Annotated in this window: 23 protein-coding genes; 15 read left to right on the plus strand and 8 right to left on the minus strand. The window is 70.7% G+C overall.

Annotation, left to right across the window (positions count from 1 at the left end; all coding sequences use genetic code 11):
• Positions 1 to 65 precede the first annotated feature (65 nt).
• From JIX55_RS46830 to JIX55_RS46860, 7 genes are all read left to right on the plus strand, one after another.
• Entirely contained in the window at positions 66 to 569 is a 504-nt protein-coding gene (locus JIX55_RS46830) for a MarR family winged helix-turn-helix transcriptional regulator (RefSeq protein ID WP_257561808.1), read from the plus strand.
• A gap of 50 nt (positions 570 to 619) precedes the next feature.
• Entirely contained in the window at positions 620 to 1,339 is a 720-nt protein-coding gene (locus JIX55_RS46835; RefSeq protein WP_257561807.1) for a response regulator transcription factor, read from the plus strand.
• 200 nt (positions 1,340 to 1,539) lie between these two features.
• The gene (locus JIX55_RS46840; protein WP_257561806.1) at positions 1,540 to 2,427 is read left to right on the plus strand and encodes a glycoside hydrolase family 19 protein; all 888 of its coding nucleotides are present in this window, start codon (positions 1,540 to 1,542) and stop codon (positions 2,425 to 2,427) included.
• A 104-nt stretch (positions 2,428 to 2,531) separates the two neighbouring features.
• Positions 2,532 to 3,899, plus strand: a complete 1,368-nt coding sequence (locus tag JIX55_RS46845) for an RICIN domain-containing protein (RefSeq protein ID WP_257561805.1) — start codon at positions 2,532 to 2,534, stop codon at positions 3,897 to 3,899.
• A gap of 42 nt (positions 3,900 to 3,941) precedes the next feature.
• Positions 3,942 to 4,856, plus strand: a complete 915-nt coding sequence (locus JIX55_RS46850; RefSeq protein ID WP_257561804.1) for an oxidoreductase — start codon at positions 3,942 to 3,944, stop codon at positions 4,854 to 4,856.
• A 234-nt stretch (positions 4,857 to 5,090) separates the two neighbouring features.
• A complete protein-coding gene (locus JIX55_RS46855) occupies positions 5,091 to 6,293 on the plus strand; it encodes an RNA-guided endonuclease InsQ/TnpB family protein (protein ID WP_257561803.1) in 1,203 nt (400 codons plus the stop codon).
• A gap of 86 nt (positions 6,294 to 6,379) precedes the next feature.
• Positions 6,380 to 7,555 (plus strand): hypothetical protein, encoded by a 1,176-nt coding sequence (locus JIX55_RS46860; RefSeq protein ID WP_257561802.1) that lies wholly within the window; start codon positions 6,380 to 6,382, stop codon positions 7,553 to 7,555.
• 88 nt (positions 7,556 to 7,643) lie between these two features.
• On the opposite strand, the gene JIX55_RS46865 is transcribed toward JIX55_RS46860, so the two are convergent.
• Entirely contained in the window at positions 7,644 to 9,086 is a 1,443-nt protein-coding gene (locus JIX55_RS46865) for an NF041680 family putative transposase (protein ID WP_306820104.1), read from the minus strand.
• Between the two features lie 272 nt (positions 9,087 to 9,358).
• Here JIX55_RS46865 and JIX55_RS46870 point away from each other — a divergent pair, with 272 nt between their 5' ends.
• Together JIX55_RS46870 and JIX55_RS46875 are read left to right on the plus strand one after the other, a co-directional pair.
• Positions 9,359 to 9,754 (plus strand): VOC family protein, encoded by a 396-nt coding sequence (locus tag JIX55_RS46870; RefSeq protein WP_257561801.1) that lies wholly within the window; start codon positions 9,359 to 9,361, stop codon positions 9,752 to 9,754.
• Between the two features lie 71 nt (positions 9,755 to 9,825).
• On the plus strand, positions 9,826 to 10,896 hold the full coding sequence (locus tag JIX55_RS46875; RefSeq protein WP_257561800.1) for an adenosine deaminase: 1,071 nt from the start codon (positions 9,826 to 9,828) through the stop codon (positions 10,894 to 10,896).
• Here JIX55_RS46875 and JIX55_RS46880 read toward each other — a convergent pair.
• Together JIX55_RS46880 and JIX55_RS46885 are read right to left on the minus strand one after the other, a co-directional pair.
• Complete coding sequence (locus JIX55_RS46880) at positions 10,878 to 11,393, minus strand: mycothiol transferase (protein ID WP_257561799.1); 516 nt, start codon at positions 11,391 to 11,393, stop codon at positions 10,878 to 10,880. The genes JIX55_RS46875 and JIX55_RS46880 overlap by 19 nt on opposite strands.
• Before the next feature lie 55 nt (positions 11,394 to 11,448).
• Positions 11,449 to 12,336, minus strand: a complete 888-nt coding sequence (locus tag JIX55_RS46885) for a LysR family transcriptional regulator (RefSeq protein ID WP_257561798.1) — start codon at positions 12,334 to 12,336, stop codon at positions 11,449 to 11,451.
• A 127-nt stretch (positions 12,337 to 12,463) separates the two neighbouring features.
• Here JIX55_RS46885 and mgrA point away from each other — a divergent pair, with 127 nt between their 5' ends.
• Entirely contained in the window at positions 12,464 to 13,462 is a 999-nt protein-coding gene (gene mgrA, locus JIX55_RS46890; protein WP_257561797.1) for an L-glyceraldehyde 3-phosphate reductase, read from the plus strand.
• 53 nt (positions 13,463 to 13,515) lie between these two features.
• Here the strand turns inward: mgrA and JIX55_RS46895 are convergent, their stop codons facing one another.
• Positions 13,516 to 13,761: a DUF1905 domain-containing protein gene (locus JIX55_RS46895; protein WP_257561796.1), complete on the minus strand. Its 246-nt coding sequence runs from the start codon at positions 13,759 to 13,761 to the stop codon at positions 13,516 to 13,518.
• 437 nt (positions 13,762 to 14,198) lie between these two features.
• On the opposite strand from JIX55_RS46895, the gene JIX55_RS46900 reads away from it, so the two are divergent.
• Positions 14,199 to 14,609: a hypothetical protein gene (locus JIX55_RS46900; protein WP_257561795.1), complete on the plus strand. Its 411-nt coding sequence runs from the start codon at positions 14,199 to 14,201 to the stop codon at positions 14,607 to 14,609.
• Positions 14,610 to 14,639: 30 nt separating this feature from the next.
• Here JIX55_RS46900 and JIX55_RS46905 read toward each other — a convergent pair whose 3' ends face one another.
• The gene (locus JIX55_RS46905; RefSeq protein WP_257561794.1) at positions 14,640 to 15,110 is read right to left on the minus strand and encodes an SRPBCC domain-containing protein; all 471 of its coding nucleotides are present in this window, start codon (positions 15,108 to 15,110) and stop codon (positions 14,640 to 14,642) included.
• 138 nt (positions 15,111 to 15,248) lie between these two features.
• Here JIX55_RS46905 and JIX55_RS46910 point away from each other — a divergent pair, with 138 nt between their 5' ends.
• Genes JIX55_RS46910 through JIX55_RS46920 form a run of 3 tightly spaced genes read left to right on the plus strand, consistent with a single transcriptional unit; the run spans position 15,249 to position 19,286 of the window.
• A complete protein-coding gene (locus tag JIX55_RS46910; RefSeq protein WP_257561793.1) occupies positions 15,249 to 17,573 on the plus strand; it encodes an FHA domain-containing protein in 2,325 nt (774 codons plus the stop codon).
• A gap of 5 nt (positions 17,574 to 17,578) precedes the next feature.
• A complete protein-coding gene (locus tag JIX55_RS46915) occupies positions 17,579 to 18,289 on the plus strand; it encodes a hypothetical protein (RefSeq protein WP_257561792.1) in 711 nt (236 codons plus the stop codon).
• Positions 18,282 to 19,286 carry a serine/threonine-protein kinase gene (locus JIX55_RS46920; protein ID WP_257561791.1) on the plus strand — a complete coding sequence of 335 codons (1,005 nt, stop codon included), beginning with the start codon at positions 18,282 to 18,284 and terminating at the stop codon, positions 19,284 to 19,286. Before JIX55_RS46915 ends, JIX55_RS46920 begins: the two co-directional genes overlap by 8 nt.
• On the opposite strand, the gene JIX55_RS46925 is transcribed toward JIX55_RS46920, so the two are convergent.
• A complete protein-coding gene (locus JIX55_RS46925; protein WP_257561790.1) occupies positions 19,258 to 19,722 on the minus strand; it encodes an RpiB/LacA/LacB family sugar-phosphate isomerase in 465 nt (154 codons plus the stop codon). The two genes, JIX55_RS46920 and JIX55_RS46925, sit on opposite strands and share 29 nt — an antisense overlap.
• Before the next feature lie 32 nt (positions 19,723 to 19,754).
• On the minus strand, positions 19,755 to 20,210 hold the full coding sequence (locus JIX55_RS46930) for a MarR family winged helix-turn-helix transcriptional regulator (RefSeq protein WP_257561789.1): 456 nt from the start codon (positions 20,208 to 20,210) through the stop codon (positions 19,755 to 19,757).
• Positions 20,211 to 20,404: 194 nt separating this feature from the next.
• Between JIX55_RS46930 and JIX55_RS46935 the strand changes: the two genes are divergently transcribed.
• The gene (locus JIX55_RS46935) at positions 20,405 to 21,868 is read left to right on the plus strand and encodes an MFS transporter (RefSeq protein WP_257561788.1); all 1,464 of its coding nucleotides are present in this window, start codon (positions 20,405 to 20,407) and stop codon (positions 21,866 to 21,868) included.
• Between the two features lie 353 nt (positions 21,869 to 22,221).
• On the opposite strand, the gene JIX55_RS46940 is transcribed toward JIX55_RS46935, so the two are convergent.
• A complete protein-coding gene (locus tag JIX55_RS46940) occupies positions 22,222 to 23,784 on the minus strand; it encodes an amidohydrolase (RefSeq protein WP_257561787.1) in 1,563 nt (520 codons plus the stop codon).
• Positions 23,785 to 23,970: the final 186 nt, after the last annotated feature.

A 23,970-nucleotide genomic window follows, 5' to 3' on the forward strand; every position in this document is an offset into this window, starting at 1 on the left:
ATGCGTGTCCGGGCAACCGCCCTCCATATTGCTTGACTTAGGCAAACTTCTGCTACGGTGACGGCATGTCCCTACCGCGCCCCATCGAAGCGGCCGCCCTGACGGACGTCACCGAGATCGAGCGGCTGCTCACCCGTATCGCCCATCTGACCGGCCGGGCCCGCCAGCACGAGCGTCTGATGTCCGAGAGCGGACTGTCCCTGGACCGCGCCTCCGTGTCGATCCTGCGGCAGATCGCCGAGAGCGAGCCGCTGCGCCCGGGGGTGCTCGCGGTTCGGCTGTCCGTGGAGGCATCCCATGTCACCCGTCAGCTGCGGCAGTTGGAGAAGGACGGCTATGTGATCCGCGTTCCCGACCCGGACGACCGGCGGGCGCAGCGCGTCCAGATCACGGACGCCGGACTGGCGGCCGTCGACCGCATCAGGGAGGCCGGCCGACGGGGCATCGGGACGGTGTTGAGCGACTGGCCGGCCGAGGACCTGCGGCAACTCGCCGGTCTCTTCCACCGGTTGGTCGACGACTTCGTCGACAACGCCGAGGAGGCCGTCGAACCCCGGCCCGCCGACTGACGCCGCCCGGCCCGATCCCCCCACGCAAGCCCTACGCGAACGGTCTGGTCATGCGCAGTCTGCTCACCGAGAAACCGTCGTCGCCGCGTGGCGACGGACAGCACGTCCTGGTCGTCGTCGGCGATCCGGGCGTCGCCGAACTCCTCACCACCACCATGGAGTTGGCCGGATACCGGGTCGCCGCGGCGGTCACCGGCGCCGAGGGGATGGCGAGGATCGCCCGGCACCGGTACGACCTGGTCGTCTGGGACGCCGCACTGCCGGACCAGGAGCGCTTCGCGCGGGGCCGACGCGGCGCACCGGCGGACCGGCCCCCGCTGCTGTTCCTGACCACCTGCGACTCACTCCACGACCTGGTCCCCGACCTCCGCCCCGGCGACGAGGACTACGTCGTCAAGCCCGTACGCATCGCCGAAGTCCTCGACCGGGCACGGGCGTTGCTCCGTGGCCGGGGTGGTCCCGAACGGCCCGAGGGAATGCCCTGCTACGGCGATCTGGTCCTCGACGACGCCGCGTGCGAGGCGCGGCGCGGATCCAGGCCGCTCTGCCTCACGCCCGCCGAGTACCGGCTGCTGCGCCATCTACTGGCCAACGCCGAGCGGGTGCTGTCCAAGGAACAGATCGGCCGGCATGTCTGGGGCGAGTTCCGCGCCCATGGCGCGATCGAGAAGCTCGTCGCCCGTCTCAGGCGCAAGGTCGACCAGGAAGGGCCCGCGCTGATCCATACCCGTCGCGGCTTCGGCTACTGGCTCGGCTGCCCCGACGACTGACTCGCCCTCGCGCCACGGCGGTTGACTGGTCTACACCCTTGACTGGTACAGACCAACGCGGTTGAGTGGCCCCCACACCCCCCACCACGGCCGCCCCACGCCGTGGCCGGCCCCGCCGGCGCGTGCGCGCGAGGTTCCTCCCAGTCATGCCCAAGGGCCCCTTGCCCGGGTGCGGCCGTGCCGACGAAGGAGTTGGTCCCGTGTCGAGGCGCCGTATCTCCGCCGTACTGACCGCGCTGGTCATCGGCGGTTCCACACCCCTGCTGCTGCCCGCGCAGAGCGCGTCCGCCGCCCCCTGTTCGAGCTACGCGAACTGGGTGGCCGGCAAGTCCTATGTCACCGGCGACATCGTGCGCTACACCGACGGCAAGGCGTACCGGGCCGAGCACGACAACCCGGGGTACGACCCCGTCATCAGCACCTGGTACTGGGAGCCGTACGCCTGTGAGAACGGCCCCACCAACCCCTCCGGGTTCGTGGTGAGCGAGGCTCAGTTCAACCAGATGTTCCCGAGCCGGAACTCGTTCTACACGTACAGCGGGCTGCGGGCGGCCATGAGCGCCTACCCGGCCTTCGCCAACACCGGCAGCGACACCATCAAGAAGCAGGAGGCGGCCGCCTTCCTCGCCAACGTCAACCACGAGACCGGCGGGCTCGTCCACATCGTCGAGCAGAACACCGCCAACTACCCGACCTACTGCGACTGGAGCAAGCCGTACGGCTGCCCGGCCGGGCAGGCGGCCTACTACGGCCGGGGCCCGATCCAGCTCAGCTGGAACTTCAACTACAAGGCGGCCGGCGACGCGCTCGGCCTGGACCTGCTGGGCAACCCCTGGCTGGTGCAGAACGACGCGGCCGTCGCCTGGAAGACCGCCCTGTGGTACTGGAACACACAGACCGGTCCCGGCACCATGACCGGCCACAACGCGATGGTCAACAGCGCGGGCTTCGGGCACACCATCCGCAGTATCAACGGCTCGCTGGAGTGCGACGGCAAGAACCCCGCGCAGGTGCAGAGCCGGGTGAACGCGTACCAGCGGTTCGTCCAGATCCTCGGGACCACGGCAGGCGGCAATCTGTACTGCTGACACCGCCGCACCGATCGTGATGTCATGCACCTGACTTCATCGCGGGGGTCCGGTCCACGACCGGGCCCCCGCTCCACCCCCCCGTCCCGATGAAGGGCATCGTCATGCCGAGCCCCCGCACGACCCTGCTCGCGACCGCCGTCGCGCTGGCCGCCGTCGTAGCCGCTCCCGCCCCCACCGTCTCCGCAGCCGTCCCGGCCACGGGCGCCTACTACGTGCAGAGCGCCACCACCGGGCTCAACGCGGCCGACAGCGGGGGAACGGTCGAGCAGCACCGGCCCAAGGGCGACGAGGACCACCAGCAGTGGACGCTGCGGGCGAGCGGATCCTCGTACGTCCTGGAGAGCGTGGACGCGCCGGGCAGTTGCCTCGGCCGCTCCGGCGACCAGGCGAGAACGGCCGCGTGTACGAGCGCCGACGCGGCCTGGGACATCACGGAACTCGGTGCCGACCGGTACCGGCTCAAGGTCCCCGGCGCGGAGCGTTACCTCACGGTCGGCGCCAAGCCCTCCGGCTCCAACCACCCGGCGCAGCTGTCCGTCGGCTCGGCGAGCGGTCTGGCCGCCTGGTACCTCACCCCGGTCGCGCCACCGACCCGTCCCATGCCCTCGGCCGACCAGCGCACCTTCGACCAGGTCACCTTCCTCACCTCCCACAACGCCTACGCCAACGGCGTCGACGGCGGCTTCGCACCGCCCTTCGTGAACCTGGTGCCGAACCAGACCCGCGGCATCGACCAGCAACTCGCCGACGGCGTACGCGGATTCATGCTGGACATCCACCAGACGTCGGACGGCGCCATCCTCTGCCACAACAGCTGCACCCTCGTCAGCCGCCCCGTCGCCCTCTGGGTGGACATCCAGCGCATGGTCGACTTCCTCGAGCGGAACCCCGATCAGTTCGTCACCGTCTTTCTGGAGGACTACGTCGACCCAGGCGTCCTGCGTGACGAACTCGCCCGCGTCAACGGCCTGTCCGACGTGCTCCACCGGCCCGACCGGACAGGCGTACGGACCAACGGCTGGCCGAAGACGGCCGATCTGATCGCCGCGAACGACCGGCTGCTGATCTTCACCGACCACAGCCGCTCCGCCGACCAGTCCGCCGGGCTCACCCGGGACACCTTCGGCGTGATGTACCAGAAGGAATGGACCGTGGAGAACCACTGGTCCATGGGCGGCGGCATCGGCGACTCCGACTGGTCCTGCTACAGCCGCTGGTACGACGCCAACACCAACATCCCGCTCACCCGCACCGAGCCGGGCTTCAAGCCGCTGTTCGTCATGAACCACTTCCGTGACGCCGGGATCACCTCGACGGCGACCACGGACAACACCAAACTCGCCGACCGTGCCCAGCGGTTCTGCCGGACGGCCGCCCGCAAGAAGCCCAGCTTCCTCGCCGTGGACCACTACAACCTCGGCAACCCGGCGTCCGCGGTAGCGACTTTGAACACGTACATCTATCCGTAAAGCCCGGCGGGCGCGGTGCCCGGCGCGTGCGAGACTGCGGCGATGACCTCGGAGACGATCACCGCGACCGCAGCCGGCACCTGGACACTCGGCGACCTCCCCGTCAACCGCGTCGGCCTCGGCGCGATGCGGCTGACGGGCAGCGCCGCCTTCCACCTCGGAGCCCCGAGCGAGCGCGAGCGGTCGATCGCCGTACTGCGCCGCGCGGTCGAGCTGGGCGTCAACCACATCGACACGGCCGCGTTCTACTTCTCCTCGCTGCGCTCCGCCAACGAACTGATCAACAGCGCGTTGGGCGGCCCCTACCCGGACGACCTGGTCATCGTCACCAAGGTCGGACCTCACCGGGAGTATTCGGGGGAGTGGGGCACGGCCGCCCGCCCCGACCAACTCCGCGGACAGGTCGAGGAGAACCTGCGGCAGTTGGGCCGCGACCATCTCGACGTGGTCAATCTGCGCCGGATGCGGCAGGACTCCATCGCCGAGCACTTCGGCGCGCTGGCCGAGCTACGGGAGGCCGGGCTCATCCGGCATCTCGGCGTCTCCGCCGTCGAGCCCCGGCACCTCGCCGAGGCCCGGGCGATCGCGCCCGTGGTGTGCGTCCAGAACCAGTACGGCCTGCGCGGCCCGGACCCCGCCGACGACGTGCTCCGCGTCTGCGGCGAACAGGGCATCGCGTTCGTACCGTTCTACGCGATCGCCGGCGAGGCCGGTCCCGAGGGCGCGAGCACCGCGCACGACGACGAACTGCTCGCCGTCGCCCGTGCCCACGACGCCACCCCCGCCCAGATCCGGCTCGCCTGGACCCTCCACCAAGGACCGCACGTCCTCGCCATCCCCGGCACGGGGAATCCGGACCACCTCGCCGAGAACATCGCCGCGGGTGCTCTCCGGCTCACGACGGAGGAGGTGGCCCGGCTCGACGCCGTCCATCGAGCGAAGCCGTCCGGGACCTGACGACCGCGACGGGCGCCGACACACTCGGCCCACGCGGGCGCGACACCCGGCCCACACAGGCGCGGGCAAAGCAGCATCAACAGGTTCATCCGTATCTCCGTGGATACTCCGCCCTTCAGGGCGGAGAGGAATCGGACTCCTGCGGAGCAGGGCAACGAGCTGCGATTCGCCGCCAGGGCGGATCGCAGTGCTCTGACCGGCAGATTTGATCTTTACCTGCGGCCGCCCTAGTTTGTGAGCGTGACCGGGAACCGCGTGAAGCGGGCGTTCAAGTACCGCTTCTATCCGACCGATGCGCAGGCAGCGGAGCTGTCGCGCACGTTCGGATGCGTGCGCAAGGTCTACAACATGGCGCTCGCGGCCCGTACCCAGGCGTGGACGCGGCAGGAGCGGGTGAACTACAACCAGACCTCCGCGATGCTGACGGCCTGGAAGAAGACCGAAGAGCTGGCCTACCTGAATGACGTGTCGTCGGTGCCGTTGCAGCAGACGCTGCGGCACCTGCAAGTCGCCTTCACCAACTTCTTCGGCAAGCGGGCGAAGTACCCGCGCTTCAAGTCGCGGAAGAAGTCGCGGAAGTCCGCCGAGTACACCACCAGCGGCTTCCGGTTCCGGGACGGACAGCTCACGCTCGCGAAGATGAGCGAGCCGCTCGACATCACGTGGTCGCGTGCGCTGCCGGAGGGCGCGAGCCCGTCGACGGTGACCGTCTCTCAGGACGCGGCGGGACGCTGGTTTGTCTCCCTGCTGTGCGAGGACCCCAGCGTCAAGCTGCTGCCCGCCACCCATACGGCGGTCGGTATCGACGTCGGCCTGGACCACCTTCTGACGCTGTCCACCGGAGAGAAGATCGCCAACCCCCGGCACGAGCGCCGCGACCGCGCCCGGCTCGCGAAGGCCCAGCGGGAACTCGCCCGCAAGGCCAAGGGGGACGGCGCGAACCGGGCCAAGGCCCGGCGCAAGGTCGCCCGCATCCACGCCCGCATCACCGACCGTCGCCGAGACGGTCTCCACAAACTCACCTCGAAGCTCGTGCGCGAAAACCAAACGCTCGTGATCGAGGACCTGACCGTGCGCAACATGGTCAAGAACCGGAGTCTGGCCCGCGCCATCTCGGATGCGGCATGGTCGGAATGCCGGAGCATGCTGGAGTACAAGGCCACCTGGTACGGACGTGAGGTGATCGCCGTGGACCGGTGGTTCCCCTCCTCAAAGCTGTGCTCCGCCTGTGGCGCCTTGCAAGACAAGATGCCACTCAGCGTCCGCACGTGGACGTGCGACTGCGGCACGACCCACGACCGGGACGTGAACGCGGCGCAGAACCTCCTGGGGGCCGGGCTGGCCCTGACAGTCTGTGGAGCCGGTGTAAGACCTCAACGGAGTTCTCCGGGCAGGCAGTCGGCGATGAAGCAGAAAACCCAGCGGCGCGAGCCGTAGGAATCCCCCTCGTTCACGAGGGGGAGGAGGTCAAATAGGCTGCCTGTTCTGCCCCTGCCGTTCGTCACCACCCGGGAGAGTCATCCGTGAGCGTAGCCACCGCCCACTCCGCATCGGCCGTACCGCCCGCCGACGGAACGCACGTGACCGTGCCGCAGCAGGACGACGGCTACTGGGTCGAGCCGAGCGTGACCGACGACGCGGCGCCCTCGGGTGCCGCCGAGGACGGGACGCCCGCGCAGGAGTCCGGCGACGATGTTCCCGCCGATGCCGTGGACGAGCAAGTCGCCCGCGACGCCCGGGAGTTCGGAGTGTACGCGCGCACCGGCGGCTGGGCGTTCGCGTTGAAGGTGGCGCGCAGCGTGCGGCCCGGCGGGGAGACGGCGGGCGAGACGCCGAAGGTGTCGGCGAAGCACTTCGCCGAGCTGGCCGGGTGCTCGCCGGAGCGGGTCATGCGCTACTACAAGGCGTGGGACAAGGCGGCCGACGACGGCATGGTCCCGCACTTCGAGGCGCTGACCCCCGGCGAGGAGATCGACCTTCCGGACTCGGACGTGTGGCTGTCCTACTACAGCTCCCGTTCCAGCGCGACCTCCGACCGAGGCACCGCGATCACCGCGGCCGCCGAGGCCGAGGGCATCCGCCCGACCAAGGCGCTGGAGGTCGCCGAGAACCCCACCGCGCTGCGCGCCGCGATCCTCGCCGACCCGTCCACCGCGCAGGCGGCCCGCACCGCGCTCCTCGACCGCCTCAAGGAGGACCCCTCCCTCCAGACGGAACTGGCCCGCGACATCGCCCGCACCGACGAGCTGAAGAAGGCCGTCGCGAGCGAGACCCAGGCGGCCAGCCGGATCGGCTACGTCCGGCAGATCGTCGAGAACGGGCAGGTCAAGACCCCGGCCGGCCAGGTCATCGACGCCACCGCCGAACTGCGCGCCGAGGCCGAGCGACACCTGTCCCTCATCGACGAGCTGGACGACGACGAGGACACCGGCGAGTGGGCGACGGAGGCGTACGACACCGTCAAGGAGCTCGTCGTCCAGGCCGTCGAGGCCGACCCCGAGCTGCGGGTCCAGGAACGCCGTACGAAGTTCTACAGCAGCCTCCAGAAGGCGACGAAGGTCTTCGAGGAGCTGACCCTCGACGACGCTGTCGACCTCGACACCATCTACGAGGACGACATGCTCCAGCGCCTGGAGGAACTCCAGCAGGCGCTCAACACCTGCATCGCCGCCCTCCGCAAGGCGTCGCCGGCCGAGTGATCCCGGGCTCCGGCCCTCCCGAGGACTGAGGCCCCCTGCCACGCAGGGGGCCTCCGGCGTGCCGTAGGTGCCTCAGCTTGTTTTTTATCTACCAAGATCTTCCGGGCTTGCCGATGGCCTTGAGGGTCTCGGGGCGTTTGACGGTCTTGCCGACGTCGTAGCGGGGTGCCCGGTGCTTGTTCTTGGCACCGGGTGGCCTTCCGGGGCCGGCTCCTCGGGGTTTGGGAACACGGGCCGGGCAGGCGAGGTGAGCGCGGATGTTCCTGAACCCTCGGCGGACCCGGGCCGGGGTGAGCCGGTCGGAGGCGGTGGGTTTCTCCCAGGGCCGGCGGAGGTCCGCGGCGAGGGGCCGGGTGAGCCGGAGCTGGGTGTGGGCGACGATCAGGATCCAGGTCCAGCGGTCCGCGGCTTCGGGGGTGCGGAGCTTCGGGGTGGTCCAGCCCAGGGTCTGCTTCGCGAAGCGGAAGGTGTGCTCCAGGTCGAAGCGGCGGAGAAATGCCTGCCAGAAGCGGTCCACGTCGTCCGGTGTGGCGCCGGTCTTGGAGGACCATAACCACACCGGCGGGGCATCCCGGTCCTTCGACAGATGCTCGACCTTCAACCGCATCAACGTTCCCTCGACCAGGGGAAGTTCACCATCATGGTCAAGCCATGAGGAACGGTGAGTGAGTCGGGGGTGGACCCGGTCCCATGCCTGGGTCTCGGCCTTGCCGTAGTTGGTGGTGTCAGTGACCGTGGTGATCGCGGGCTCGGGCCAGGTCTCCGGCTTGGTGAAGCGGAACTCCGGACCGTGCTTGGGCGGCCGGCCGTTGACGCCGTGCATCCTCGGTGGCTTCGGCAGCCGCATCACGCGGTCGGAGCGGACGCGGCCGACCATCTCGACCGGCAGATCGCGCAGGACCCAGGCCAGGCGGGTGACGTCGTAGCCGGCGTCGCTGACGATCACGATGGCCGGGTTCCCGGCCTGCCACTGGCCCGCGGCAATGAGCCGCTCGACGACACCTCGTAGCTGGGCGGCGGTGATCGCCGTCGCGTCGTCCGTCGGTCCGAGCCGGACCGCGTCCAGGATCGCGGTCCAGGACGTGGCGCCCGGCTCCAGCACGGCCACGAAGGAGTAGGGCCAGCCCGGGATGAACTGCGACGCAGTCTTCGCGCGACCGTAGACGTGGCAGAACAGGCGCTCTGCCGAGCACGGGGCGTCCGAGCGGAGCCACGGCGACACGTCGACCGCCAGGACCAGGCGCCCGCCATCGAAACGCGGCAGCGGCAGGCCGGCCAGCACCGTCCGCAGCCGGTCGACGTCGATCCGGCCGTGGTTCAGGCCGCCGTACATCGCTCCGTGCCCACGACGATGCTCGGGCAACAGCGTCAAGTCCACCGGGGACTTCACAGCACCGTCCGCACACAGCACCGCGTCTGCCAGCTCGAACAACTCGTCGCGCCGGGCGGTCAGACACTCGTAGAACTCGCCCCGGAAGCGTGACGCTTCCGCGAACGCTTCCCTCCGGACAGCATCAGGCAGCAGACTCACCCTCACGGCCTTCGTCGTGGTCACGTGCACCTTGGTCGGAGCACAGGATCAGACGAAGGCCGCCCTCGCGTCCGGCGAACCCCCAGGTGAGCGACTCAGTTCGAGACACCATTCGAAGCCGGAAGAAAAAGAACAAGCTCAGCCGCGCCGTGCGGGGAAAATGCCATTTGCCGTCCGGTGCGTGTTACGTATAACCTCCCGGGAACCCGAGCGACCCTCGGACGATCTCCGCACCATCTCCGCGCGATTAGCGCCCCACCCGAGAGGCTTCGATGAGACGCATAGCCCTGGTCACCCTCGTGGTCGGCGACTACGACGAGGCGATCCGCTTCTACACCGAGGCGCTCGGCTTCCGGCTCGTCGAGGACGAACCGAGGCCCGACGGCAGCCGGTGGGTCGTCGTCGAACCGGGGAGCGAAGGCCAGGGCGGCGGACTGCTGCTCGCCAGGGCCAAGAACGAGGCGCAGCGCGCCCGGATCGGCGACCAGGCCGGCGGACGCGTGGGCTTCTTCCTGCACACCGACGACTTCGCCCGCGACCACGCCCGGATGCTGGCCGCGGGCGTCAGCTTCCTGGAGGAGCCGCGCCACGAGCCCTACGGCTCGGTCGCCGTCTTCGAGGACCTGTACGGAAACCGCTGGGACCTCCTCCAGCCGGCCACCGGCTGAGCCGGCCCGACGCCCGCTTCCCATCCGATCCCACCCCACACCACCGCACCATCTGCCGAGGAACGAACGCCATGACCGCGCCCCGCATCGACGCCGACACCATCCGCCGCCTCCCCAAGGCAGTCCTGCACGACCACTTCGACGGCGGCCTGCGCCCCGCGACCCTCGTGGAGCTCGCGGCGGAGATCGGCCACACCCTCCCGGAGACCGACCCCGAGGCCCTCGCCGCCTGGTACTACGAGGCAGCCAACTCCGGTGACCTGGTGCGCTACATAGCCACCTTCGAGCACACCCTCGCCGTGATGCAGACCCGCGAGGGCCTGCTGCGCACCGCTGAGGAGTACGTGCTCGACCTGGCCGAGGACGGCGTCGTCTACGGCGAGGTCCGCTACGCCCCCGAGCTGATGGTCAACGGCGGGCTGGCGATGGCCGAGGTCGTCGAGACCGTGCAGGAGGGCCTGGCCGCCGGTATGGCCAAGGCGGCGGCCCAGGGCACGCCGGTCCGTGTCGGCACGCTGCTGTGCGGGATGCGCATGTTCGACCGTGTCCGCGAGGCCGCCGACCTGGCGGTGGCCTTCCGGGACGCGGGCGTCGTCGGCTTCGACATCGCGGGCGCCGAGGACGGCTTCCCGCCCGCCGACCACCTGGCGGCCTTCGAGCACCTGCGCCGCGAGAGCGTCCCCTTCACCATCCACGCCGGTGAGGCCCACGGTCTGCCCAGCATCCACCAGGCCCTCCAGGTCTGCGGCGCCCAGCGCATCGGCCACGGAGTCCGCATCACCGAGGACATCGTCGACGGCAAGCTCGGCCGCCTCGCCTCCTGGGTCCGCGACCGCCGTGTCGCCCTGGAGATGTGCCCCACGTCCAACCTCCAGACCGGAGCGGCCACCTCCATCGCCGAGCACCCCATCACGGCCCTGAAGGACCTCGGCTTCCGCGTGACCCTCAACACCGACAACCGTCTGGTCTCGGGCACCACCATGACCCGTGAGATGACACTGCTCGTCGAGGACGCCGACTGGACCCTCGACGACCTGCGCACGGTCACCGTCAATGCCCTCAAGAGCGCCTTCATCCCGTTCGACGAGCGCAACGCCCTCATCCAGGACGTCGTCCTGCCGGGCTACGAGTCCGCGCGCTGAAGCAGCCCTCGTACGTAGGCGGCCTGGCCGACGTGTTGAAGAGCGTCGGCCAGGACGCTGACCAGCCGGACGCCCAGGCTGACCGGCGGATCCCAGCGCTCGTCCACGATCCGCTCGAAGTCCTTGGCGGCCAGCCCGCGCACGTACCCGAGGGTCTGCTCGTGCACGGCGTCGTGGTACCCGGTCAGCAGGTCACCGGAGTCGACCCGTACCTTGGCGACCTTCGCCGAGCTGTGCCCGAAGCCCGTGTCGTGGCGCGGCAGGCCGAGGCCGAAGCGTTTCTCCCAGCCCTGGGACAGCCAGACCTGGTCGAGCCCGGAGGCGTCGGCCAGATGGTCGTCCTGCACCCGGGTCAGGTGCCAGACCAGCCAGGTGACGGAGTTGGCGTCGGCGGCGGGGCGGGCGTTGAGGTCGTCCGGGCCGAGACCCTCGACGGCGGCGTGGACCTCTTCCTGGATGCGGCTGTACGCGTCGATGAGGATGTCCTTGGCATGCATACGGTCCACCATCGCGCATGCCGGCCCCGTACGCGTCTTCTGTCATCCAGGTCCCTTACGCGCCCTCCGCCTCCACCAGGGCCATCAGTGCCCGCGCCGCCGGGCTGGTGGCCTGTGGGGGCGGCAGCAGGGCGACCGTCTCGTACACGGTCTCGCCGGTGCCCTTGACGGCGAGGGCGGTGAGGGAGTCGCGCTTGTGCCGGAAGTGGCGCGGGACCACGGCGATGCCCAGGTTCTCGTCCACGAGGTCGAGGAGACTGTGCACGTCGTTGACCTCCAGGGCGACGGCGCGGCGGACGCCCGCGGCGGCGAACACCGCGTCGGTGGTGCGGCGCGGGCCCCAGTCCGGGTGGAAGTCGACGAAGACCTCGCCGCCCAGCTCCTCCGGGGTCACGGCGGCGCCGGCGGCCGCGAGGCGGTGGCTCGGGTGGCACAGGACGGTCATCGGTTCACTCGACAGCGGTACGACTCGCAGCTGGTCGGTGTCCTCCTGCGCCGTCCGCACGGCGAAGGCGAGGTCGAGGCGCCCGCTCGCGACCTCCTCCGCGAGCGCGCCCGAGCCCGCCTGCCGCAGACAGATCTCCACATCCGGATGCCGCCGCCGGAACGCGGCGAGCAGCCCCGCCACATGCAGCCCGGCGACACACTGCTCGGACCCGAGCGCGAGCATGCCACGCAGCACACCCTGCACGGCGGCCACCGCCTCACGGGCCGACCGCACCTGCGCCAGGATCCGCTCCGCCTCCGTCAGCAGCGCCCGCCCGGCCGGTGTGAGCATCACCCGGCGGGTCGTCCGCACGAACAGCGGGGTCTGCAGCTCGCGCTCCAGGGCCCGGACCGAGGCGGACAGACCCGACTGGGAGACCAGCAGCCGTTCGGCGGCCCGGGTGAAGTGCTCCTCCTCGGCGACCGCGACGAAATGCTGGAGATGGCGGAGTTCCATGACTGAGAAGCGTATGCGCTGAATCCCATCGGATTCTTCTGTTGGACCAATGCCCCCAGGTCGCGAAAGAGTGGACACCGGTTCTCAGGGACTCCGGTCCCACCGTGCCAACCTCTCTGGAGTCGCGTTGTACACCGCACACCCCGACCGCTACGCGGACATGCCCTACCGGCGCACCGGACGCAGCGGTCTGAAACTGCCCGCGCTCTCGCTCGGCCTGTGGCACAACTTCGGCCCCGACCGGTCCGTCGAGACGCAGCGCGAGATCCTGCGCCGCGCCTTCGACCTGGGCGTCAACCACTTCGACCTGGCCAACAACTACGGCCCGCCGCCCGGCTCCGCCGAGTCCGCCCTAGGCGAGGCCCTGAAGGCCGACTTCGCCCCGTACCGGGACGAGCTGGTCATCTCCACCAAGGCGGGCTATCTGATGTGGCCCGGCCCGTACGGCGAGTGGGGCTCCCGCAAGTACGTGCTCTCCTCGCTCGACCAGAGCCTGAAGCGCATGGGCCTCGACTACGTCGACATCTTCTACTCGCACCGCCCCGACCCGGAGACTCCGCTGGAGGAGACGATGGGCGCGCTGCACTCGGCGGTCCAGCAGGGCAAGGCGCTGTACGTCGGCGTCTCCAACTACTCCGCCGAGCAGACCCGCGAGGCCGCCCGCATCCTGGGCGAGCTGGGCACCCCGCTCCTCATCCACCAGCCGCGCTACTCGATGCTCGACCGGCGTCCTGAGACCGAGGGACTGCTCGACGCCCTCGACGAGCTCCAGGTCGGCTCCATCGTCTTCTCCCCGCTGGAGCAGGGACTGCTGACCTCCCGTTACCTGGACGGCATCCCGGAGGGCTCCCGCGCGGCGAGCGACAGCCCGTTCCTGAACTCCGACGCCGTCACCGAGGACCTGGTGGGCAGGCTGCGCGCGCTGGACGAGGTCGCCAAGTCCCGCGGCCAGACCCTTGCCCAGCTCGCCCTCGCCTGGACGCTGCGCGGCGGCCGGGTCACCTCCGCCCTCGTCGGCGCGAGCAGCGCCCGCCAGATCGAGGACAGCGTCGGCGCCATCGGCAACCTCGACTTCGAGGCGGACGAGCTGTCCCACATCGACGCGATCATCGAGGGCAAGGCCTAGCCTCCGGCATCGAGGGCCCGGGCCGACATCCACGGCCCGGGCCCACAGAGCACCTAGCCCTCGACGCGCTCCTCCAGCCGGACGGTCACCGACTCGCCCGCCCCCTTCCCGATCGCCTCGCGCACATCGGCCTTCACAGGCAGCTTGTGGGTGCCGTCGCCCAGGGCCATGAAGGAGCTGCGGAAGGGGTGCCCGTCGATCGTCCCGCGGACCTTGACCAGGCCGCGGGTACCGAAGAACGCGACGGACTCGGGCCACACGAGGTAGGTCCAGCCGCCCTTGGCGGGGGAAGAACTCATCGCGAGGCGTGATCGTTGAACCCTCCGTCGAGGACATCCGTATGGGACGGGGACCGGGTCCGGAGCCGTCTGCGACCTCCTCGTGATCCGGCGCCGCACACGATGCCCGGACGTGCCGGAGGGCGTCGATCGCCTCGGAGGTCATCCCGAGGAAGGCCCGGTCGGAGGGCCCTTCGCATCGTTTCAGCCAATCGCGGTCCCGCATATGCCAGGAGACTGGCTGAATTGGCATGGTGACAGAGTGTCAGGAGTGTCGATACTCGACTGACAGGGCGATTGAGTCATGAACCACCGCGCATCCGTGTGCGTTCATGATGTCACTGTGCGTGACTTTCGAGTCGCCAGATGTGCACGACCAGCAAATCTGCGAGGCGAGAGCAAGTCCGCGCGGCGAGTGGGGCCGGGCGGGTTCGGCGGTGCGATCGGGGGAGCGAAGCGTGCACGACGAATTCCTGTGCCATGTCACCGCGTACGGCATGTGCGGCGGCCGGCGCGTCGGCGTGCCCCTCGGTACCTATCGTGCCCCCACGCTGGCGCTGGCGCTGTGGTGGATGCGCGACCGCGCGTTATGGATCGCCGAACGTCTCGACCCGCGGCCCGAGAACCCGAACTTCCCCCCGAACGCGGTCGTTCCGGTCGCGGACACCGTCCCGGACGTGCCGACCCTGCTGCGTGCCTGGTCCGCCGACGGCGAGCAACAGGAGCTGGTCGCGGAGGAGTTGGCCGCCGGCAACCTGGTCCGGATCGCCACCAACGACGACACCACGGAGTACGAACTGCTCGCGGAGTCCGTCGACGCCGTCCGTATGCAGCGCATCGCCCAGAGAATCGCCGCTCCCGCCGCCTGACTCCGAGGGGGTGCGGTCGTGGCCTGTCGGCTACGAGGGGCGCTCGCCGGCCTCGACGAGCCGGGCGAGGTTCGCCAGGGCCATGCGCGTACCGGTCTCGTTGTCGGCGGCCGGTACGGCGTCGGGAACGCCTTCGTGCACGATGAGGACATCGGTGCCGCCATCCGCGTCGGCGAGCGTGGTGGTCATCGTCATCGTGCCGCGCAACGCGGGATCCTCGGTTTCGAACTCGAGCACTTCGACCACCTCCTCGTCCGGCACCAGCTTCGCGAAGTGGCCGTGGTACGTGTCGGTGTGGGACGCCGACTTGCCGGTGCCGGTCGGCGCGTCGTAGGTGAGTGAGACGCGGAACCTCCCTCCTTCGCGGGCGTCGAACTCGTGCACATGGCCGCTCATGCCGGCCGGGACCCGCCATTTCGCGATCGCGTCCGCGTCCAGAAGCGCCCGGTACACGGCCGGACGTGAGGCATTCACATGCCTGGAGACCTGAGTCGAGTACATGGGGCCAACCTAACGTTCGGGCTTTCTCTGGACGCCACATCGAAAGACGGCTGCCGCCGGAAACCAGCGACAGGCGTTGCCCCCTCCCTCGCATGAACCGCCAGGCGCATAGTCGGGCTAATCGGTAGAATTCTCGGCATGGCAGAGCGGTCGATGGCACCGACTGCGCCCGAACTCGTGCTGGAAACCGAGTCGGGCTCCACGGTGATGAGCCCCAGCCACGAGTACCACGTCGGACGCGACCCGCTCAGCGACGTGGTACTCGACGACGACCGGGTCTCGTGGCACCACGCGGTGCTCCGGGCCGACGCCGACCACTGGACGATCGAGGACGAGAACAGCACCAACGGCACGTACACCGACGGCCACCGCGTCCATGAGTGGGACGTGGGCCCCGGCAGCGTCATCCACTTCGGGAGCCTCCCCGACGGCCCCCGGGCGGTGCTCACCGGCCTCGCCTTCGAGCGCCCCTCCGTCATCTCCCGTCCCGCCTCCACCGGCACCTTCCGGCAGCCCACCAGCGTCCGACCGCTGCCCGAGCGGACCGTTCGCATCGGCCGCGCCGCCGACAACGACCTGGTCATCGACGACCTCGTCATCTCCCGCCGGCACGCCGAGCTACGAGCGCTCCCGGACGGCACGTACGAGATCGTCGACCTGGGCAGCCACAACGGAACCTTCCTCAACGGCACGCCCGTCGACCGGGCCCCGGTCACTCCGGGTGACATCGTCGGCATCGGCCACTCCGCGTTCTGCCTGGTCGGCGACGAACTCCAGGAGTACGTCGACACCGGCGAGGTCTCCCTCGACGTCCAGGAACTGACCGTCGCCGTCGACCACGGCCGAAAGAGGCTCCTGGACAAGGTCGCGTTTCCGGTCGGCGAGAAATGTCTCCTCGCCGTCGTCGGCCCCAGCGGCGCCGGCAAGTCCACCCTCCTGAACGCCCTGACCGGGCAGCGCCCCGCCGACAGCGGCACGGTCCTCTACGACGGCCGCGACCTGTACCGCGACTACGCCGAACTGCGCCAGCGCATCGGCCTGGTCCCACAGGACGACATCCTGCACGCCCAGCTGACCGTCCGCAGAGCCCTCGCCTACGCCGCCGAACTCCGCTTCCCGCAGGACACCGCGAAGGCCGAACGGCAGGCGCGGGTCGACGAGGTGATCCGCGAACTGGGCCTCGAACAGCGCGTCGACCAGCCCATCCACAGCCTCTCCGGCGGCCAGCGGAAACGGGTCAGCGTCGCCCTGGAACTGCTGACGAAACCCTCCCTGCTCTTCCTGGACGAGCCGACCTCCGGTCTCGACCCCGGCATGGACCGCTCGGTGATGCACATGCTGCGCGGCCTCGCCGACGACGGCCGTACGGTCATCGTCGTCACCCACAGCGTCCTCAGCCTCGACGTCTGCGACCGGCTCCTCGTCCTCGCGCCCGGCGGCAAGGTCGCCTACTACGGGCCGCCGGACGACGCCCTCGCCTTCTTCGGGTTCGAGCAGTGGCCGGAGGCGTTCGAGGCCTTCGAACGGGACCGGGAACGGGACTGGGCGGGGGAGTACCGCGACTCGCCCTTCCACCGTCACTACGTCACCGCGTCCATGAACCAGCCCTACCTGCCCGACGCGGAGCCGGTCGCCGTGGCGCCGCCGCCCAAGGCGCAGAGCTGGGGCGCCCAGCTGGGCACACTGGTCCGCCGGTACGCGGCCGCGCTGAGCGCCGACCGCACCTTCCTCGCCATCATGATCGCGCTGCCGTTCGTGATGGGCGCGATGGCGAGAGCGCTCGCGGGGAGCACGCTGGACCGGGAGACCGCCATGAACGCGCTGCTCATCCTGTGCGTGGGCGGTGTGCTGACCGGCGCCGCGAACGCCGTCCGCGAACTGGTCAAGGAACGGGTGATCTACCAGCGCGAACGCGCCGTCGGCCTGTCCAGATCCGCGTACCTGATGTCGAAGGTCGTCGTCCTCGGCACCGTCACCGTCCTCCAGGCGGTCGTCCTCACCCTCGTCGCCCTCCTCGGCGTCGACCTCAACGCCCCCGGCGGCGAAGGGGTGTTGATGCCGCCCCTGGTCGAGATCACGGTCGCCGTGGCACTGCTCGCGTTCACCGCGATGATGCTCGGCCTGGCCGTCTCCGCGCTGGTCCGCAAGGAGGAGGTCACCATGCCGCTGCTGGTGCTCCTCGCGATCGTCCAGGTGGTGTTCTGCGGCGCGCTGCTGGACGTGCAGGGCACGGTCGTCCTCGAACAGCTGGCGTGGCTGGTGCCGTCGCGGTGGGCGTTCGCCGCGATGGCAGGCACGATCGACCTCGAACGGATCGTCCCCGACAAGGCGGACCCGCTGTTCGAACACTCGGCGGGCGTGTGGCTGCTGGACATGGGGATGCTCGTCGTCCTCTCACTGCTGTGCGGCTGTCTCGTCGCCCGCCTGCTGCGCCGCCGCGAACCCGCGGTGATGCGGAAGTAGCCGCGATGACGACCCCCGGATTCCTCCCCACGCACGTCGTCCCGCCAGGCGGACTGCCCGCCTGGGAGGCCCCCGATCCGTCCCGTCCCACCGTGGCCCTCGACCCGCTGCTGCCCGTCCGACTGCTCGACCGGCGCGGCGACTGGGGCCAGATCCTGTGCGCCAACGGCTGGTCCGCCTGGGTCGACGGCCGCCTCCTCGTCGCCGTACCCCAGGACCCGCCCGCCGCCGGCACCGCGGCCACCCGCACAGCCGACCCGCGCCCCCTGCTGGCCCGCGTCGAGGAGGCCCTGACGCGCTACCGCACCGAGGCGGAGGCCCTGGCCGCCGGACATCGCGACGGGGAGACCTTCCGCGACCGGACGAAGGGACTGCGGATCGGCGTCGTCGTCGACGGCGAGTCGCTGTGGCTGTTCGACGCCGCGCACGAACGGTGGGTGTACTGCGACGGGGCCCGGCTGAGCACGTTCGCTGTGGCGGAGCAACCGCAGGAGACCCCGGCCGCCCCGCATGTCCCGCCCGCCCCGCAGGTCCCGCCGGCCCCCGCCCCGGCTCCGGCTCCGGTTCCGGCTCCGGAGCCGACCCGGGTCGTGGACGAACCCGAACGCGAACGCGAACCGACCGATCACCGGCCGACCGACCGGCGACGGGCCGATCACGGGCCGGCCGATCACGAACCCACGCGCCTGGTCCCACCGGTGACGCCCGATGGGTGAGACGCCACCGTTCGCGGGGCGCCCTTCCGAGCTGGTCGGACAGCGGATCGCGAGCTACCGTATCGAGCGGGAGATCGGCCGAGGCGGAATGGCCGTGGTCTACCAGGCGCGGGATCTGCGCCTGGACCGGACGGTCGCGCTGAAGCTGCTCGCCCCGGAACTGGCACGCAACGACACCTTCCGGCGCCGCTTCACACACGAGTCACGGGTGGCCGCCGCGATCGACCATCCGCACATCGTGCCGGTCTTCGAGGCGGGGGAGACGGACGGCGTCCTCTACATCGCCATGCGGTACGTCGCCGGACTCGATCTACGCCATCTCCTGGACCGGCAGGGTCCGTTGCCGGTCACCACCGCGACCCGGATCGCCACCCAGGTCGCCTCCGCGCTCGACGCCGCGCACGACCACGGACTGGTGCACCGCGACGTGAAACCCGGCAACATCCTGGTCGCGAGGGGCACCGACAGCGACCACCCCGAGCACGTCTACCTCACCGACTTCGGCCTGACGAAGAAGTCGCTGTCCCTGACGGGCTTCACCAGCGTCGGCCAGTTCGTGGGGACGCTCGACTACGTGGCGCCGGAACAGATCTCGGGCAAGCCCGTCGACGGCCGCTGCGACGTCTACAGCCTCGCCTGCGTCGTCCACGAGACGCTCGCCGGCCGGCCGCTCTTCCAACGGGACGACGACATGGCTCTGTTGTGGGCCCATCAGTACGACGAGCCGCCGCCGCTGACCGACGCGCGCCCCGATCTGCCGCCGGACGTGGATCAGGTCCTGGCGACGGCGCTGGCGAAGTCCCCGGACGACCGGTACGACTCCTGCCTGTCCTTCGTGGCCGCGCTCAGAGTCGCCAGTACGACGCGCGGCTTCACGCCGGGGCAGGCGCCGACCCGGGCGGTCCCGACGACGACACCGGGACCGGCCGCACCTCCGCCGGAACCACCCCGGTGGGCCAGGCCCGTCTTCATCCGGCCGGGCCGGACCCCCGGCTGATGTCGAGGCGCTCGACGCGGGCCACGTTCTCCCGGTCGTCGGCGTCCTGGCTGGCCTGGGCGGCGAACCAGGCGTCGAGGATCTCCTTGAGCAGCGGCTCGGAGGTCAGCCGCAGACCGATCGCCAGCACGTTGGCGTCGTTCCAGCGGCGTGCGCCGTCGGCCGTGTACGCGTCCGTGCACAGGGCCGCCCGTACGCCGGGCACCTTGTTCGCCGCGATCGATGCGCCGGTGCCCGTCCAGCAGCACACGACGGCCTGGTCCGACACACCGGAGGCGACCTCGCGCGCCGCCGCCTCCGAGCAGGCTGCCCACTGGGGGTCGTCCCCGGCGCGCAGCGCGCCATGGGTCAGCACGTCGTGGCCCCGGGCGCGCAACTCCGCGAGGAGGAAGCGGGCGACGGGCTCGTCCATGTCCGAGGAGACGGAGATCCGCATGTCCCCGAGGCTACCCGCCTCCCGCACACCGGCTACGGGCGCGGCCAGGGCTTGCCGGCCAGCCGCTCGATGCTGGTGTTGAAGCGTTCGAGGTAGTCGGCGAACCCGGCGATGTCCTCGTCGGACCAGCCCGCCAGCACCATGGCGAGCGTGCGGACGTTGCCCTCCCGCTCCTCGTCCAGGCGCCGCTCGCCCTCCTCGGTGATGCGGAACTTGCGCGCCACGCCACCCTCCGGGTCGAGGGTGTGCTCGACCAGCCCGGCCCGCAGAGCGGCGGCGGTCTGCCGGCGCAGGGTGGAGGCGTCGAGGCCGAAGGCTTCGCTCAGCTCACCGATGGACATCGGCCCCTCGATACGGATGCGGCTGAGGAGGATGTACGCGCTGCGCTCCAGCGTGGAGTCCTTGCGGCGCCCCTTGCTCTTGCTCAGATGCTGGTAACGCCCGAGCAGCATGTTCTCGTACTCGACCCGGCGCGTCGGCTCTTCCACGGTCGCCTACCTCCTCGTTGCGGATACCGCCAGGGTGATCTTTGCATCCCGCCGGCCTCGCCCGGCCCCGGCGAGTCGGACATCATCCATGGTGTGCATGATGCACGAAACGTGTGCCATGCATGGCGCATGTATGCTGCACGACGGGTGCATGACGTATGCCCTGACGCCGGTTCACCGCACGGAGGAATCCCTTGACGGCCAACCCACCGCCCACCGCCCGCTCGGGTGGCGTCATCGCGACGCTGGCGCTCGCCGGTATCGTCGCCGCGATCATGCAGACGCTGGTGACACCGCTGCTCACCGAACTGCCCACGATCCTCGACACCAGCGCGGCGAACGCCTCCTGGGTGATCACCGCGACGCTGTTGACGGGTGCGGTCTTCGGTCCGATCGGCGGGCGCCTCGGTGATCTCTACGGCAAGCGGCGCATGCTCCTGGTGTGCTGTGCGCCGCTGATCACCGGCTCGGTGGTCTGCGCGCTGTCCTCGACCGTCGTGCCGATGGTCGTGGGCCGGGGACTGCAGGGCATCGGCATGGGTGTGGTGCCGCTCGGCATCAGCCTGCTGCGTGACGTCATCGCACCGGAGAAGCTCAGCGGCTCCATCGCCCTGGTCAGCGCCTCCCTGGGCATCGGCGCCGGTCTCGGTCTGCCGATCGCGGCCGGGATCGCGCAGTACGCCAGCTGGCGGGTGCTGTTCTGGGGCTCCGCGGGTCTGGCCGTGGCGGTCACCACCATGATCTGGTTCCTCGTCCCCGAGACCCCGGCCGGCGCCAAGGGGCAGCGCTTCGACTTCGTCGGCGCCTTCGGCCTCGGCGGCGGCGTGGTGTGTCTGCTGCTCGCCGTGTCCAAGGGGGCGGACTGGGGCTGGGGGTCGGCGACCACACTCGGCCTGTTCACCGCCGCCGCCGTACTGCTGCTGTTCTGGGGCTTCTGGGAGCTGCGCACCCGCGAGCCGCTGGTCGACCTGCGCACCACCGCCCACCCGCGCGTACTGCTCACCAACGTCGCCTCGGTCCTCGTCGGGTTCGGCATGTACGCGCAGTCGCTGATCACTCCGCAGCTCCTCAGGTTGCCTGAGGCCACCGGCTACGGTCTGGGGCAGTCGATGCTGGCCATGGCGCTGTGGATGGCCCCGGCGGGGCTGATGATGATGGCGCTCTCCCCGCTCGGCGGAAAGCTCACCAACGCCCGCGGACCCAAGTTCACGCTGGTCACCGGCTCCCTGGTGATCGCCACCGGCTACGGCCTGTCGCTCGTGCTGATGGGCTCGACCTGGGGTCTGCTGATCGTCGCCCTCGTCGTCAGCTCCGGCGTCGGCCTCGCCTACGGCGCCATGCCCGCGCTGATCATGAGCACGGTGCCGCTGTCCGAGACCGCCTCCGCCAACAGCTTCAACACGCTGATGCGCGCGCTGGGCACCTCCACCGCCGCCGCGGTCGTCGGCGTGGTCCTCGCCCAGATGACCACCACGCTCGGCGGCTTCAGCCTGCCCTCGGAGGACGGCTTCCGCACCGGTCTGATGATCGGCGGCGGTGCCGCGCTGGTCGCCGCCGCGGTCGCGGTGTTCATTCCCGCCGCGCGGGTCGCCGCCGCCGAGACCGACCCCCAGGAGCAGAAGCCGAGCACGGCCGAGGCACCGGCTTCGGCCGCGTAGCGAACGGACCGTCCGGCGGCCAGGGGCGGGGAGCCGGTCGGGGCACGGCGGATCGAGTACGGATGATCCCGCCCGCCGTGCCGCCGGCCGTGCCGCCGTGCCGCCGGCCGTGCCGCCGTGCCGCCGTGCCGCCGTGCCGCCGTGCCGCCGTGCCGCCGGCCGTGCCGCCGTGCCGCCGGCCGTGCCGCCGTGCCGCCGGCCGTGTCGCCGGCCGTGCCGCCGGCCGTGTCGCCGGCCGTGCCGCCGTGCCGCCGGCCGTGTCGCCGGCCGTGCCGCCGTGCCGCCCGCCCTCCCGCCGGCCGTGCCGCCGGCCCTGCGGGCGGCCTCGGCGCGTGGGACGTGCGGGTGCCACGTCAGAGCTCGTCCTCACCCTCGACGAACGTCCGCACCACCTCGATGTCCCCGATCCGCGACACGTCCACCCGGCGCGGGTCGTCGCCCAGGACCACGAGGTCGGCCCGCCTGCCGGGGGTGAGGCTGCCGGCGTCGGCCTCCCAGTGGCAGGCGCGGGCGGCCTCGACGGTGTACGCGCGGAGTGCCTCCTCCACCGTGATCGCCTCGTCGGCGCCGATGAGGCGGCCGGACTCCGAAGCCCGCTCCACCATGAACTGGACGGCCCGCAGCGGGGCGCCGTTGGCGACCGGGCGGTCCGAGCTGCCCGCCACCCGGATCCCGTGGTCGAGGAAGCCCCGGCCCCGGTAGAGCCAGCCGGACCGGTCCTCGCCCATGATCGTGGCGTAGTCGTCGCCGTAGTAGCGCAGGAAGCTGGGCTGGATGACGACGGTGACGCCGAGCGCGGCCAGCCGGGGGAGCTGGTCGGGGCGGACCAGGCCCGCGTGCTCGACACGGTGGCGTGCCTCCGGGCGCGGGCTCAGCTTCTGGGCCTTCTCCAGCGCGTCCAGGGCGACATCGAGGGCCCGGTCACCGATGGCGTGCACCGCGAGCTGCCAGCCGGCGAGATGGCCCTCGACGATCGTGTTCTCCAACACCTCGGGATCGTGCATGAGTTGACCGGAGCCGTCAGTGCCCAGGTAGGGGCTGGTGAGGGCGGCCGTACGGGCCATCATGCCGCCGTCGGTGAAGATCTTGAGCGCGCCTAGGGAGAGCGTGCCCTCGCCGAAGCCCGTCCGCAGGCCGAGGTCGATCGCCCGGCTCGTGGTGTCCTCGGCGTCCGCGCCGACCGTGCGGAGCGCGTCGGCCGCCACCATCAGCCGTACCCGCAGCGGCAGCCGTCCCGACTCGTGGGCGAGCTGGTACGCGGCGCCCTCGATGGGGCTGTGCCCGAAGAGCCGGGCCCCGACCCCCGCTTCGGCGCACCCCGTGATCCCCTCGGACCGGCAGACGCGCGCGGCGTGCTCGATCGCCGTGGCCAGCTCGGTGAGCGAGTGCGGCGGCCGGGACTGCAGCGCGGCCCCCATGGCGCCCTCCGCGAGGAAACCGTCCGGCCGGGCCACGTCCGCGGGGAGTCCGCTCAGCACCGCCGAGTTGACCAGGCAGGCGTGCCCGGAGAGGTGGCCCAGATACACCTTGCGTCCGGCGCTGACTGCGTCGAGGTCGGCCGCCGTGAGGGGGCGGTCGAGCGTCCGCTGGTCGTAGCCGCCGAAGTCCACCCAGCCGTCGGCGGGTGCCTGCGCCACCGCCTCCGCCACCACGCGGAGCACGTCATCGGCGCGACGGCTCGGCGCGACACTGGGCGCCTTGGCCTTCAGGCCCGTCCACGCCAGATGCACATGGGCGTCGATGAAGCCCGGGAGCACCGTGGCGCCGCCCAGGTCCAGCGTCCGCCGCGCCGGAAGCCCCGCCACGTCCTCGTCCAGGCCGACTACGCGCCCCCGCCAGATCCCGAGCTCCCGGGCCGCCGGGCGGTCCGGATCCATCGTGATGATGCGGGCGTTGGTGATCCTGGTGCTGAGCACGAACAGGTCCTTCCGGTCGGGGCGATCGCGTCGGGGGAGTCTCGGCTTGTCGCGTCGGTGACGTCTCGTCATGGTGAAGTGCCTTGATCCGCCCGCCAGTTGACGGCCCAATCGGCTAATGTCCCGGCGTTCGGGGGAGGTCGGTTCGTCCAGGCGGCGATTCAGGGCTGGTCCAAGAAGACAAAT

It is taken from the genome of Streptomyces sp. DSM 40750 (assembly GCF_024612035.1).
In the GTDB taxonomy this organism is placed as follows: domain Bacteria; phylum Actinomycetota; class Actinomycetes; order Streptomycetales; family Streptomycetaceae; genus Streptomyces.